Below are 13,447 nucleotides of genomic sequence, written 5' to 3'. Positions count from 1 at the left end.
CTGCCCTTGGCCCATGAAAAAAGCCCCTTGCGGGGCTTTCATCAGGGGGCTTGATCGGAAGATCAGACGCGCTTGCGGTATTCGCCAGTGCGGGTGTCGATTTCGATCTTGTCGCCTTGGCTCACGAACAAAGGCACAGGCACTTCCATGCCGGTGGCGATCTTGGCGGGCTTGAGCACTTTGCCCGAGGTGTCGCCTTTGACAGCGGGCTCTGTCCAGGTGATCTCGCGCACCACGCTGGTGGGCAATTCGACCGAGATGGCTTTCTCGTTGTAGAACACCACTTCGAGTTCCATGCCGTCTTCGAGGTAGTTCAGGGCGTCGCCCATGTTGGTGGCTTCGACTTCGTACTGGTTGAAATCGGTGTCCATGCAAACGTACATGGGGTCAGCGAAGTAAGAGTAGGTGCACTCTTTTTTGTCCAGAATGACTTGGTCCATCTTGTCGTCGGCGCGGAACACGACTTCGGTGCCGAAGTTGGCGATCAAGCTTTTGAGCTTCATGCGCACGGTGGACGAGCCGCGGCCACCGCGTTGGTATTCGGTGCGCAGGACGACCATGGGGTCTTTGCCGTGCATGATGACGTTGCCGACGCGGATTTCTTGAGCGGTTTTCATAGGAATTGAGTCTGAAATGAAAGAGGGTGGCTTGAAGCCAAGCCCATTATTCTAACCTGTGGGGCTTGGTATTTGGCTGAAGGTCCATGCAGGCGGTCAGTCACGCGCTGTCAAGCCATGAAACAAGCCGCCCAAGACAATCCCGCCCAAAGCCCACAGGATGTCGGTGTTGCCTGTGCCCAAAGCCGCAATGGCCGGGCCGGGGCACACCCCGCTCAAACCCCAGCCCACGCCAAAAATGGCCGAGCCGATCACGGTTTGGCGGTTCCAGCTGGCCGGTTGTGTCAGGAACTGACCACCCAACAAAGGGCGGCCCAGCCAGCGCGGAAATCCTTTGTAAGCCAGCATGGCCAAGCCCGCTGCGCCGCCCATGACCAACATCAGGCCCCAGTCTTGAAAGCGCAAAAAGCTCAAAACCACGTCAGGCTGAACCATGGTGGCCAGCGACAGGCCAAAGCCAAACAAGGCCCCGGCGACCAGGGTGACCAGCGCTTTGGGCAGAGAAAGTGTGTGAGGGTTCAGCGGGTTCATGCCAGGCCTTTCGTGAAGATGGCCATCAGGTTGGCGGTCATGAAGGCGGTGGCCATGAAGGTGAGCACCGCGCCCAGCGAAGGCAGTTGCAACGAGCCCAGGCCACAAATGCCGTGACCGGAGGTGCAGCCATTGCCCAAACGCGCACCGTAGCCGACCAAAAAGCCGCCCACCAACAGCTGCCAGGCGGGCACGCTGGTGTGCTGCGCCTCGCCGTCCGCCAGCGTGAGCCGCCAAACCAGCGCCCCCAGTACCACGCCCAGCGCGTAAACCAGCCGCCAGTTGCGGGTGCCGACAAAGCGCGCTTGCTGGAAAAACGCCCGTTTGGACACAAACGACCAACTGCTGGAAAAGACGGAACTCATGCCGCCAACCCATCCGTTGAACAAATACAGCAGCGCCACGCCAGCGCCAATGGTGAGGCCGCCCAGCAGGTAGTGCTGCCAGCCGAGGGGGAAGAGGGTGTCAATCAGAGTCATGGGTCGGGATTATCCATCTGGGGCGAGAACGTATTGGAAAAGTGGATGAGGGATTTGTCCAAGGCTTATCAACGGTGGTTCAATGTCTAACACTGCCTGGAGCACGAAGTGTTGAACGAGCAGAACACGGTCAAAGTGCTGCGCATGGGTTCGCAGCGTGAGAAAGCAGTTGGCTCAACAAACCATCTTGTTTGAGTAGCCTTAGCCGCGCAGCTTGTGTGCAAGCTGTCCAGTCTGCCAGTGCGCTTGAATTGAGCGCAGGCCATTCCCCCGCTTCCATACCATTCCAAACCCGATGCGCCTTGCGCAAGCTTTCCGGGGCCTGCATCCAATTCAAAAACGCCTCCAGCTTGTCATGGTGGGCGTTGTCGTCTTGCGGATAGATGTGCCAGATGAAGGGCTGGCCTGCCCAAAGGGCCCGAACCAGCGAGTCTTCGCCGCGCACAAAATTCAAGTCGCAGGCCCAAAGCATCTCGTCAAAGCCGATTTGGTCGGTGTAGGGCAGGGCGCTCCAGTGGGGTGGCTCGGCCATGCCCGCCAGTGCTTGCTGCACCGCAGCCAGTGGGCGGCCCGGGGTGACGAGCAGGTGGTGGGGGGTGCCCACCCCTTGTGCCAGCAGCTGGGGCAGGGCGGCGGGTTCGTAGCAGAACAGGCTGATCAGCAGGCCATTCGGGGCCAGGTTGGGGGCGTGTTGTTGGCGCCATGCTGAACGTTTTAAAAGGTCAAAGTTTTGTTGGCGCTCCAGCAGGTCGGTTTCGCGCAGCAGGCCGCCCGTGTCTGGCGTGAAGCCGGGGTAAAAGAAGGTCTTGGTCCAGCCTTTGGCCGGGCCGCTCATGATGGGCGAGGGCAGCTGGTGCATGCGGGGCACCCAGTCTTCGGCGCTCAGGTATTCGAGGTTGATCCAGGTGGGCTGTTGGGCGTGTGTGGCCACGCCGTGCGTGACAAAGGCTTCGGGCAAGGTGCAGCCAAAGGCTTCGACCCAGACGTCGGCCGGGGGCAGCGCTTGCAGGGTGCTGGCTTGGCTGGCATCGGCCCACGGGCGCACTTCAATGCCAGGCTCTTGGTGGGCGGTGGGGGCCATCCAGGCCAGGGCCGAGGCGTCGTCCACCCACAGGCGCACGCGCTGGCCCGCGTCGCGCAACTGGCGCGTCAGGCGCCAGCACACGCCCAGGTCGCCGTGGTTGTCGATGACGGTGCAGAAGATGTCCCAGAGTTGGCCAGTTTGCATGCGGCGATTGTCGCTGGAGATTTCACACACATCTTTTCACAGACAATAGTCGCCATGTCGAACACCCATGATGAAGCCCTGCTCGCGCAAGTTGCCGCACTGCCCGCCTTGCCGGGGGTTTACCGCTACTTTGATGCGCAGGAGCAGCTGCTCTATGTGGGCAAGGCGCTGAACCTCAAGCGCCGGGTGTCGAGTTACTTCCAGAAGGACCACGGCGGCACCCGAATTGGCCACATGGTCAGCAAGATCACGCGCATGGAAACCACCGTGGTGCGCTCCGAGGCCGAGGCGCTGCTGCTGGAAAACAACCTCATCAAGACGCTGCACCCGCGCTTCAACATCCTGTTTCGGGACGACAAGAGTTACCCCTACCTCAAGCTCACGGGCAATGGCCGCGTGGCGCTGCCCGCGCTGGTCAAGACGCCCGAGGCGCAGCATTACCCGCGTGTGGCCTATTACCGGGGGGCGGTGGAAAAGAAGCACCGCTACTTCGGGCCGTTCCCCAGTGCCTGGGCGGTCAAGGAGTCGATTCAACTGATTCAGAAGGTGTTCAGGCTGCGCACCTGCGAGGACACGGTGTTTGCCAACCGCACCCGGCCTTGCCTGCTGTTTCAGATCAAGCGTTGTTCAGGCCCGTGCGTGAACCTGATCAGCCCCGAGGACTACAAGGCCGATGTGCAGCACGCCGAGCAGTTTTTGCGTGGCGAGACCCAGTCACTCATGCGCGAGATGGAAGCGCGGATGATGCAGCATGCCGACAAGCTCGAATTCGAGCAGGCCGCCGAGGTGCGCAATCAGTTGACGGCGCTGTCGCGGGTCTTGCACCAGCAGTCGGTGGACACGGCGGTGGACACCGATGCCGACATTTTGGTGGCCAAAGTGCAGGGCGGCCGCGCGTGCGTGAACCTGGCCATGGTGCGCGGTGGACGGCACCTGGGTGACCGGCCTTATTTTCCGGTGCATGTTCAGGACGCGCAGGACTTGCTGGGTCTGGAGGAAGGAGAGGCAACGCTCCCGGTCGAGGTGCAGGTGCTCGAAGCCTTTTTGGCGCAGCACTACATCGGCGTACCCGTGCCGCCGCTGCTGATCTTGAGCGCGGCGGTGGACAAAGCGCTGATCGCGGCTTTGTCGGCGCAGTCGGGCGTGAAGATCAGCACGGTGACGAATCCGCGCGAGCACCGCCGCGTGTGGCTGGAGATGGCCGAGAAAAACGCCGAGCTGCAACTGGCCCGCTTGCTGGCCGAAGAAGGCTCGCAGCAGGCCCGCACCCGGGCGCTGGCCGAGGCGCTGGATCTGGCTCCGGATGATTTGGACCAACTGCACATCGAGTGCTTTGACATTTCGCACACGGCAGGCGAGAACACACAGGCCTCTTGCGTTGTTTTCCGACAGCACAAGATGCAAAGCAGCGACTACCGCCGCTACAACATCGAGGGCATCACGCCGGGCGACGATTACGCGGCCATGCGACAGGTGCTGATGCGCCGCTACGGCAAGCTGGCCGAAGCTTTGCGCTCGGGCGAGGGCACTGCTCGCCTGCCGGACTTGGTGCTGATCGACGGCGGCAAAGGCCAGGTGAGCATGGCGCGTGAGGTGTTCACCGACCTGGGGCTGGACCTGTCGCGCATTGTGGGCGTGGAAAAAGGCGAGGGCCGCAAGGTGGGCTTGGAAGAGCTGGTGTTTGCCGATGGCCGCGAGAAGGTCTACCTGGGCAAGGACTCGGCCGCGCTCATGCTGGTGGCGCAAATCCGTGACGAGGCGCACCGCTTTGCCATCACCGGTATGCGGGCACAGCGGGCCAAGGTGCGCATGGGCGGCAGCAAGATTGAAGAAATCCCGGGCATCGGTCCCCGCAAGCGGGCCAAACTGCTGCAGCGCTTTGGCGGTGTGCGGGGTGTGGAAAGCGCCAGCGTGGAGGACTTGCTGGGCGTAGAGGGCATTTCCCGCGAATTGGCCGAAACCATTTACAACGCGTTGCATTGAGCGCATGCCACAATCAAGCCCATGTTTTTCACCATTCCCACCATCATGACCTGGACGCGCATCGTCGCGATCCCCTTGATCATTGGCGTGTACTACCTCGACAGCCTGAAGATAGAGACACAAAACCTGATCGCCACGGTCATGTTTGTGTTGTTTGCTTTCACCGATTGGCTGGACGGTTTTTTGGCTCGCAAGCTCAACCAAACCTCGGCCTTCGGGGCCTTTTTGGACCCGGTGGCCGACAAGTTTTTGGTTTGCGCCGCCTTGTTGATGCTGGTGCAGATGGACCGGGTGAATGTGCTGGTGGCGCTCATCATCATTGGCCGCGAGATCGCCATCTCGTCATTGCGTGAATGGATGGCGCAGATTGGGGCCAGCAAAAGCGTGGCCGTGCACATGGTGGGCAAGCTCAAGACCACGGTGCAAATGGTGGCGATTCCCTTTTTGCTTTACAACGACACCCTGTTCGGTCTCATCGACACCCGTGCTTGGGGTGCCGTCTTGATTGTGGTGGCCGCTGTTTTGACGGTGTGGTCCATGGTTTATTACATGCAAAAAGCCTTGCCTGAAATCCGAGCCCGCGTGAAATGAGTGGGGAGTCTGCGTCTGATGCCTGGGTCAGGGCGACGCCTGTGGCGTTTGTCTTGATCTGGGCCACGGGCTTCATCGTGGCCCGTTTCGGCATGCCCCATGCCCCCCCGCTGTCTTTTTTATCCGTGCGTTACGCCTTGTCGATCGCCTGCTTCTTGCCTTGGATTGTTTGGGCCAAAGTCGCTTGGCCCCAAAATCGCGCCCAATTCTTTCACCTGTCGGTGACCGGTATCTTGATGCATGGCGGTTATTTGGGTGGCGTGTGGGTGGCGGTCAAGGCCGGTATGGGTTCGGGGCTGTCTTCATTGGTGGTGGGCTTTCAACCAATCTTGACGGCCATTTGGCTGGCTTACAGCATGAGAGGCCATGATCAGCCAGGCGTGTCGCAGCGGCAATGGCTGGGTTTGTCTTTGGGGTTCGTGGGTTTGATGATGGTGGTTTGGCGCAAATTGACCTTGGGCACGCCCTTGGACCATGTGACCCCCACCAACATGGCTTTTGCATTGACCGCTTTGCTCAGCATTACGGTTGGAACGTTGTATCAAAAGCGCTATGTCCAACCGTGCGACGTGCGTTCGGCCAACACGGTGCAGCTCATGGCCGCTTTGGTGGTCACTTTGCCTTTGGCACTCATGGAAACCGAAACCATGCGTTGGAACGGCGAATTGGCAGGGGCCATGGCTTGGTCGGTATTGGGTTTGACTTTGGGCGGCAGTTCGCTTTTGTACATGCTGATTCAAAAAGGGGCGGCTGCATCGGTCACCAGCCTCATGTACTTGGTGCCCCCCACGACGGCCATCATGGCTTGGTTGCTGTTTGGTGAAGCCATCACGTTGACCACTTTGCTCGGTACAGCCTTGACGGCTCTGGGGGTGAGTTGGGTGGTGAGGCCGTCTCGTAGGTGAAACCCCGCTTGGCACTTTGTTGCTAAGCTTGCGCATTTGAATTTACGCCCATTTTTTGTTTCAGAAAGTCCCCCATATGAGCAAACACCGCATCGCTGTCATTCCCGGAGATGGCATTGGCAAAGAAGTCATGCCCGAAGGCTTGCGCGTGATGGACGCCGCAGCCCGCAAATTCGGCATCGATTTGCACTTTGACCATTTCGATTTTTCCAGCTGGGATTACTGCGAAAAGCACGGAAAAATGTTGCCCGACAACTGGAAAGACCAGATCGGTGGCCACGATGCCTTGTATTTCGGCGCTGTGGGTTGGCCCGAAAAAATTGCCGACCACGTCTCCTTGTGGGGCTCGCTGCTGTTGTTTCGCCGTGAATTTGACCAATACATCAACCTGCGCCCAGCCCGCTTGATGCCGGGCATCATTGCGCCGGTGGTGCGCCGCGACGGCAGCCCCCGCCAGCCTGGTGAGATTGACATGTACATCGTGCGTGAAAACACCGAAGGTGAATACTCCAGCGTAGGAGGACGCATGTTCCCCGGGACTGAGCGCGAGATCGTGATGCAAGAGTCGATCATGACGCGCATTGGGGTGGATCGGGTGTTGAAGTTCGCATTTGAACTGGCCCAAACCCGTCCCAAAAAGCACTTGACCAGCGCCACCAAGTCCAACGGCATCGCCATCACCATGCCCTATTGGGATGAACGCGTGGCCGAAATGGCCAAGGCCTATCCGGGCATCCATGTGGACAAATTCCACATTGACATTCTGACCGCCCACTTTGTGCAGCGCCCTGATTTCTTTGACGTGGTGGTGGCCAGCAACTTGTTTGGTGACATTTTGAGCGACCTGGGGCCTGCCTGCACAGGCACCATTGGCATTGCGCCCAGCGCCAACTTGAACCCGGATCGTTTGTTCCCCTCATTGTTTGAACCCGTGCACGGCTCTGCACCCGATATCGCAGGCAAAGCCATTGCCAACCCGATTGGACAAATTTGGTGCGGGGCCATGATGCTGGAGTTTCTGGGCTACAAAGCGGCGCACGACGCTGTTTTGGCGGCCATTGAAAAGGTGCTTGCACCGGGCAGTGGTGCGCCACGCACGCCTGATTTAGGGGGCACTGCCAGCACATCCGACTTGGGGCGTGCCATTGAACAAGTGCTTTGATGTGAACTGATGTGAAGCGGGTTTCTGACACGCACAAAAAATACCGAAAGCGGCCTCAGAACGTTGAATTTCAACGCTAGAATTCACTCCGAATTGCTTTCATTTGCACTCGTTAAGGTTCATCGCAGGGTCATGTGACCATCCGAATTCAGGGTGATGATGCGAACATTGCATTCATGGTTGTTGCCATGATTGTTCAATGCCATTTCATAAGCTGGTGCGCCCGGCATTTAACTCTCAGAGGTTTTTGTGAACAAAACAGAATTGATCGAACACATTGCCAAAGATGCGGACCTCTCCAAAGCAGCGGCTGGCCGTGCGCTGGAGGCCGTGATTGGCGCAGTCCGTACAACCTTGAAAAAAGGCGGTACAGTCTCGTTGGTGGGTTTTGGAACTTTTGCGGTGGGCAAACGTGCTGCACGCACCGGCCGTAACCCCCGCACTGGCGCTGCGATTAAAATCAAAAAAGCCAACGTTCCAAAGTTCCGTCCAGGCAAGGGTCTGAAGGACGCTTTGAATTGATTTGAATTTGAGAGGGTGCTTAGCTCAGTTGGTAGAGCGGCTCCTTTACACGGAGTAGGTCGGCGGTTCGAGACCGTCAGCACCCACCACCTCTCACTCAAAGGCGAACTCAATGTTCGCCTTTTTTGTTGATAACCCGAGACCTAGATCATGTTTGACACCATCCGCAACAACTCAAAAATCCTGATGGGGCTGTTGTTTTTGTTGATCATTCCTTCTTTCGTTTTATTTGGTGTGGATGGCTATCAGCAATTTGAGGAAAAAGGCGCGGTTGTCGCCAAGGTCGATGGCCAGAAAATCACACAAGTCGAGTGGGATGCGGCACACCAGCGCGAAGTGGATCGCATTCGTGCGTCTGTGCCCAATTTGGATGCCAAACTCTTGGGCTCTGACGACGCCCGATATGCAACTCTTGAGCGCTTGGTCAATGACCGCGTGATTGCATTGGCCTCAGATAAGCAATTGTTGGTCACGAGCAATCAGCGCTTGGCCAATTATTTGCAGCAAGACCCGTCCATCGCGGGTTTGCGTGGTGCAGACGGCAAACTCGATATGGATAAATATCGCCAGTTGGCTGCGAGTCAAGGCATGACGCCAGAAATGCTAGAGGCTCAAGTTCGGCGCGACTTGTCACAAAAACAAGTTCTTTCTTCGCTGCAAAGTTCTGTGATGTCCTCTCAGCGACAAAGCGAAGGGGCTTTGCAAGCATTTTTGCAGCGTCGCGAAATCCAAATCCAACGTTTCGAGCCAGCAACTTTTTCAAGCAAGGTCCAAGTGACCGAACCTGAGCTTGAAAAGTTTTATCAGGCCCAATCGGATCGATTCCGTTCCAAGGAGTCCGCGGACATCGAGTTTCTGGTTTTGGATGCCGCAGCGCTCGAAAAAAGCATCACCCTGCCCGAGCAAGACATCAAAACTTACTACGACCAAAACCTGCAACGGCTTGCAGGTCAAGAGCAGCGTCGTGCGAGCCACATTCTGATCAACGCAGCCAAGGATGCGCCTGCTGCGGATCGCGAGAAGGCCAAGTTAAAAGCTGAGGCATTGCTGTCTGATTTGCGCAAAGACCCCAAAAACTTTGCCGAATTTGCCCGGAAAAACTCTCAAGACACGGGCTCCGCCAGCAAAGGGGGAGACCTCGACTTTTTTGCCAAAGGGGCCATGGTCAAAGCCTTTGAAGATGCCGCTTTTTCTTTGAAAAAAGGCGACATCAGCTCGGTTGTTGAGTCTGAGTTCGGCTACCACATCATTTTGCTCACCGACATCAAAGCTGCTGCTGCCCCCAGCCTTGAGGCGATGCGCCCCCAGCTTGAAGCTGATCTGCGCAAGCAACAAGCCAAACGCCAGTTTGCAGAGTTCGCCGAGACCTTCAGCAACAGTGTTTACGAGCAAGCCGATACGTTCAAGCCCGTGGCTGAAAAGCTCAAGCTGAGCATCCAAACGGCCAAGGACCTGACCCGTTCACCGTCACCTGCTTCCCAGGGCATTTTGGCCAATCCAAAATTGTTGGAGGCCGTGTTTGCTGAGGATTCCGTGAGCAAGCGTCGAAACACGGCTGCCATGGAGGTGGGCAGCAACACCTTGGTTTCAGCGCGAATCATCAACCACCGCCCCGCAGCCTTGAGGCCTTTTGCTGAAGTCAAAGATGAGGTGCGTGTTCAATACATCCAGGAAGAGGCTCTGAAATTGGCCAAGGCCGAAGGGCAGGCCAAATTGCTGGAGTGGAAGAGCAAACCTGATCTTGCGCAACTTGGCGCACCATTGATCGTTTCCCGTGATCAAACGCAAGGCCAGCCACAAGCATTGATTGACGCCGCTTTGCGTGCAGACCCCGCGAATGTGCCCTCGTTCTTGGGTGTGGATTTGGGCATGCAAGGTTTTGCTTTGGTTCGCATGAACAAGTTGGTCCCAAGAGAACCATTGAATGCACAGCAGCAAGATCAAAGTCGTCAGCAGTTTGCTCGCCTTTTGGCAAACGCCGAAGCCAATGCCTATTTGGTCTATTTGCGTGCACAGTTCAAGGCTGAGATTCTTGTTCCCCAGCCCAAATCATCAACAGGCTCATAAAACTTTCGCAAGGTCATTTTTTTGAAGAACTAGAGGCTATAATATCGCTCTACGGTGGCTGTAGCTCAGTTGGTAGAGTCCAGGATTGTGATTCCTGTTGTCGTGGGTTCGAGCCCCATCAGCCACCCCAGTTAAACCAACAATTTAGCCCACTCCTCACCGAGTGGGCTTTTTTGTTTCTGGCTCTTGCAAGCGACTTCGTTTGATCTTTTTGTGGCAAGCATGACGCCAATTTCCGGGTGCTTTTCACAGGCACTGACGATGGCCACTTTCATTCTTGTCCTGTTCCTGAAATTTTAATTCTGGAGTTCAAAAACGCGCCACAGGCTTATCCGCTGTTATCCATTGTCTGCATCGCTGCCCTACTGAACTCGCCGATCAGGTCTGCCGGAGCCCCTCCAACTTTTTCATTTGGCAAGCGTCAAAGTCTCTCTCAATGACAGGTGTGTCGAAAAATGACTAAGTAAATGAGATGGAGCCCGGGACGTCCATTTACCGTGATTGGCAAATCCAACATGACCACGGGCTCTGGATGACTAAACCTGCTCAGTCCTGTTTTTTCCCCTTGCCCTCGCTGACCTTCTTGCGCAAGAAAGACGGCATGACCGACTCGCTGATGTGGGTCTCATCGCTTTCAAAGGCCATCTCTTCTTTGCAGGCCAAGCGACGTGACATGCGCATCATGGAGTAGCGCACCTCTTTGGCCATCATTTCGGAATCTTGGTCAGCCAACTGACGCAGTTGCTCAATCTTGGCGTTGAGCCAGGGGTGGTGCCCAAAGCGCTTTTCCAGCACATCCAATGCCCTGTGCGTGGCGATGCGGTCGCCATCTTTGGCCAATTGGCGCAAGTGCTCAGATGCTTTGGCAAAGGCCAGCTCTTCCAGCCGGGTGTAGGTCGTCTCGTTGCGTGGCATGGCTTGCAACGCGGCTGCATCCAGTACCGGTAGTTGCAGGACAGGCGCATGGACCTGCATCTGGTTGCCATCCAGTGCGGTGCCGCTCACGCTGGCGGCCAACACGTCCCAGGTCGTATCTGCAGAGCTGGGGCTCAAGTGCAGGCGCACCGCCACCCAAGCCTCGGCACTCCAAGCCAGATCGGTCATGCGCCAACTGCCATCGGTCAGCTGCTGGGCAGGGCTGATCATCTCCACAATCACCCCCGGCGCGGGCAACAGTTTGAGCTCGACTTGCCGCAGGTACATGGCCTGCAGCAAAGCCAGTTCTTCGTCAAAACTGTCGTACAGGTCGGCGGCCGTCTGGCCGTAATAGTTTTGCCCGCCGCCTGCACGGGCCATGCCGATCATCAAATCTTCATTGAAACTGCGCCCCAAACCCACCGTGGTGGTACTCACGTCCCGGCCCAGCCACTCGCGGCACTGCGCCTCGATCACCGACAAATCGGTCTCGCCGTGGTTGGCCTGTCCATCGGACAACAAAATCACCCGCGAAACCGTCTGGTCTGTGCCGCCTTCCAGTTGCTGGGCGCCGGCCAGCCAGCCGCCATGCAGGTCGGTCATGCCCCCTGCTTGCACACCGGCTATCGCCTTGGCCACCGCATCGGCCGAACGCATGGGCTGCAAAGGCAGCAGCGTGTCCACCTTGTCGTCGTACACCACCAACGCCATAGCGTCTTGCGGCGTCAGGTGGCTGGCAATGTGCGTCACGCAGCGCAGAGCCTCTTGCAGCGGTTGGCCGTTCATGCTGCCCGAGCGGTCCACCACCAAAGCCAGGCGTTTGGGCAAATGAGTTGCCGCCAGATTCTCAGGCCGGTCTGGCGCTTGCACCCGAACCAGCACCTCCAGCGCACCGCCTGCTGCAGGCACACCCGCTTGAAGCGGAGAAAAAACAATCGTCGGTTGGGTCATTACTGGCTCCTTGGGTTGGTGAGGGCCATGATGGTGCGGTGGGCGAGGCTCAGGGCAAGAGCTTGCTTAGCTGTTGAATTACCCAGTACCTGTGAGTCCACGATGGTGAGATTTGCGGGATGAAGCATTACTCCATCAAAACTGGTGGGATAAATAAGCCTGCTGCAGAACTGTATTCATGAACAGGTCATGAGGCTCATGGCAAGAGCCCCCAGATGCATAAGATCTATAAGTCATAAAAGGATTCGGCATGCTATCTGGCCCCATACGACTTTACCGCTGCGGTTCATGCGACGGCTTGTTTTCGCGCAGGACGCTGGCTTCGGGCAATACCCTCGGCGCGCAATACCGTTCGGACGGCCAGATGAAGGCCCGCATATTGCCGCAGACGCCGCCTTTGGTTGTCTGCCCCCACTGCCAAGTGCCTTTTTGCATGCTGGGTGTAAAGCACGCCATTGAGTTCAGGGACTACTTTCCAGGTTGGGGCTTTTTGGGAGAGCCGAAGCCTGAAGAGGTGGCCAGCAAAAAGGCTCAAGAAGCCTTGGCTCAGCAATACAAGGATGTCCCCCGCTACGAGCTGGCAACGCACACGCAGTGTTTGGACTATGTCCAGAGCCACAAAATGGCTGAGAACGAAGAGCCTTTGCGTCTGTATGCCTGGCACCGTGTCAACGACGAGCGGATGGACTCACCCCGACATCTTTCGGCTACAGAAGCGCAAAACCTTCAGTCGCTTTTGATGCGGCGGGATACAGAAGAGGATGACGACATCCTCATCAAGGCCGAAATGCTGCGTGAACTGGGGCAATTCGAAGCCGCCGCCGCCGTTTTGGACCACGATTTCAGCGACGAGGCTGAAGCCCAAGCCGAGCAAATCATGCAGGCGATCGAACGGCAAGATGACCAACCCTTCATCTTCGCGCCCAACCGGAATGACGGCGACATTGAATTCGCCCGGGCATGGCAAGCCCGCCGCTACCCACCTGAAGTGCCGCAATTGCTGGATGAGGACACAATGGACATACCCCTGTTTCAGGTCAGCAACAGAGATTGGTGGGTCAAAGTGCTGGGAATGATGTCGCACAACTGGGCCTTGATCGAGCCCCAGGCCAACGGAGAAGCCACGGTGTACTTCTTTCACGATAAGGGCATGACGCTGCGGCACAGTGGTTTCAAAAGGGCCAACGTCAGTAACCGCAGTGCCGTTGTCGATGCACTGAAGTTTGACGATGTGCATCAGGCACAGCGAGCCCTGAAAGCCAACGACTTTGACCGACTGAAGGTAAAGCCCGGCCCTTGGCTTGACTTCGTGTCCGATGGCCATTTTTGGGATGCCAGGGCGACGGAGGAGGGGGTTTATTCCAAGAAGGGGTATTTGCAGCCCTTACATGAGGGACGCAAAACGAGCACGGAAGCCCTTTTTAGCCTTGAGTTAGCGAAAAAATCACCTTTTTCTGAGTACGATCTGATCGATCCCACCAATTAGCCATGAACTG

Annotated in this window: 13 protein-coding genes and 2 tRNA genes; 9 read left to right on the top strand and 6 right to left on the bottom strand. The window is 57.3% G+C overall.

The window, feature by feature from the left end:
- Positions 1 to 62: 62 nt before the first annotated feature.
- The 4 genes from efp to earP form a co-directional block, all read right to left on the bottom strand.
- Complete coding sequence (efp, locus tag AMM41_RS16545) at positions 63 to 617, bottom strand: elongation factor P (protein ID WP_062404128.1); 555 nt, start codon at positions 615 to 617, stop codon at positions 63 to 65.
- Between the two features lie 96 nt (positions 618 to 713).
- Positions 714 to 1,148, bottom strand: a complete 435-nt coding sequence (locus AMM41_RS16540) for a DUF6691 family protein (RefSeq protein ID WP_089961575.1) — start codon at positions 1,146 to 1,148, stop codon at positions 714 to 716.
- The gene (locus AMM41_RS16535) at positions 1,145 to 1,627 is read right to left on the bottom strand and encodes a YeeE/YedE family protein (protein WP_089961571.1); all 483 of its coding nucleotides are present in this window, start codon (positions 1,625 to 1,627) and stop codon (positions 1,145 to 1,147) included. Before AMM41_RS16535 ends, AMM41_RS16540 begins: the two co-directional genes overlap by 4 nt.
- Before the next feature lie 130 nt (positions 1,628 to 1,757).
- A complete protein-coding gene (gene earP, locus AMM41_RS16530) occupies positions 1,758 to 2,855 on the bottom strand; it encodes an elongation factor P maturation arginine rhamnosyltransferase EarP (RefSeq protein ID WP_089961824.1) in 1,098 nt (365 codons plus the stop codon).
- A gap of 54 nt (positions 2,856 to 2,909) precedes the next feature.
- Here earP and uvrC point away from each other — a divergent pair, with 54 nt between their 5' ends.
- From uvrC to AMM41_RS16490, 8 genes are all read left to right on the top strand, one after another.
- A complete protein-coding gene (gene uvrC, locus AMM41_RS16525; protein ID WP_089961568.1) occupies positions 2,910 to 4,838 on the top strand; it encodes an excinuclease ABC subunit UvrC in 1,929 nt (642 codons plus the stop codon).
- A gap of 21 nt (positions 4,839 to 4,859) precedes the next feature.
- Positions 4,860 to 5,429, top strand: a complete 570-nt coding sequence (gene pgsA, locus AMM41_RS16520) for a CDP-diacylglycerol--glycerol-3-phosphate 3-phosphatidyltransferase (protein WP_089961565.1) — start codon at positions 4,860 to 4,862, stop codon at positions 5,427 to 5,429.
- Positions 5,426 to 6,334 (top strand): DMT family transporter, encoded by a 909-nt coding sequence (locus tag AMM41_RS16515; protein ID WP_089961562.1) that lies wholly within the window; start codon positions 5,426 to 5,428, stop codon positions 6,332 to 6,334. Before pgsA ends, AMM41_RS16515 begins: the two co-directional genes overlap by 4 nt.
- A gap of 76 nt (positions 6,335 to 6,410) precedes the next feature.
- Positions 6,411 to 7,496: a tartrate dehydrogenase gene (locus AMM41_RS16510; protein ID WP_089961558.1), complete on the top strand. Its 1,086-nt coding sequence runs from the start codon at positions 6,411 to 6,413 to the stop codon at positions 7,494 to 7,496.
- A 249-nt stretch (positions 7,497 to 7,745) separates the two neighbouring features.
- A complete protein-coding gene (locus AMM41_RS16505) occupies positions 7,746 to 8,018 on the top strand; it encodes an HU family DNA-binding protein (RefSeq protein ID WP_089961555.1) in 273 nt (90 codons plus the stop codon).
- Positions 8,019 to 8,031: 13 nt separating this feature from the next.
- Positions 8,032 to 8,107, top strand: a tRNA-Val gene (locus AMM41_RS16500).
- Positions 8,108 to 8,168: 61 nt separating this feature from the next.
- Positions 8,169 to 10,085 carry a SurA N-terminal domain-containing protein gene (locus AMM41_RS16495; protein ID WP_089961552.1) on the top strand — a complete coding sequence of 639 codons (1,917 nt, stop codon included), beginning with the start codon at positions 8,169 to 8,171 and terminating at the stop codon, positions 10,083 to 10,085.
- Positions 10,086 to 10,139: 54 nt separating this feature from the next.
- Positions 10,140 to 10,215: transfer RNA gene (locus AMM41_RS16490), tRNA-His, on the top strand.
- Position 10,216: 1 nt separating this feature from the next.
- On the opposite strand, the gene AMM41_RS21985 is transcribed toward AMM41_RS16490, so the two are convergent.
- Both AMM41_RS21985 and AMM41_RS16485 read right to left on the bottom strand, forming a co-directional pair.
- Complete coding sequence (locus AMM41_RS21985; protein ID WP_194944833.1) at positions 10,217 to 10,360, bottom strand: hypothetical protein; 144 nt, start codon at positions 10,358 to 10,360, stop codon at positions 10,217 to 10,219.
- Positions 10,361 to 10,631: 271 nt separating this feature from the next.
- Positions 10,632 to 11,951: a vWA domain-containing protein gene (locus tag AMM41_RS16485; RefSeq protein ID WP_089961549.1), complete on the bottom strand. Its 1,320-nt coding sequence runs from the start codon at positions 11,949 to 11,951 to the stop codon at positions 10,632 to 10,634.
- A 250-nt stretch (positions 11,952 to 12,201) separates the two neighbouring features.
- On the opposite strand from AMM41_RS16485, the gene AMM41_RS16480 reads away from it, so the two are divergent.
- A complete protein-coding gene (locus tag AMM41_RS16480) occupies positions 12,202 to 13,437 on the top strand; it encodes a hypothetical protein (RefSeq protein WP_228769324.1) in 1,236 nt (411 codons plus the stop codon).
- Positions 13,438 to 13,447: the final 10 nt, after the last annotated feature.

Origin of the sequence: Limnohabitans sp. 2KL-3, from assembly GCF_001269405.1 — a bacterium.
Lineage (GTDB): Bacteria > Pseudomonadota > Gammaproteobacteria > Burkholderiales > Burkholderiaceae_C > Limnohabitans_A.
Note: the sequence above shows the minus strand (reverse complement) of the source record. Positions and strands in the feature narration are given on the sequence as shown.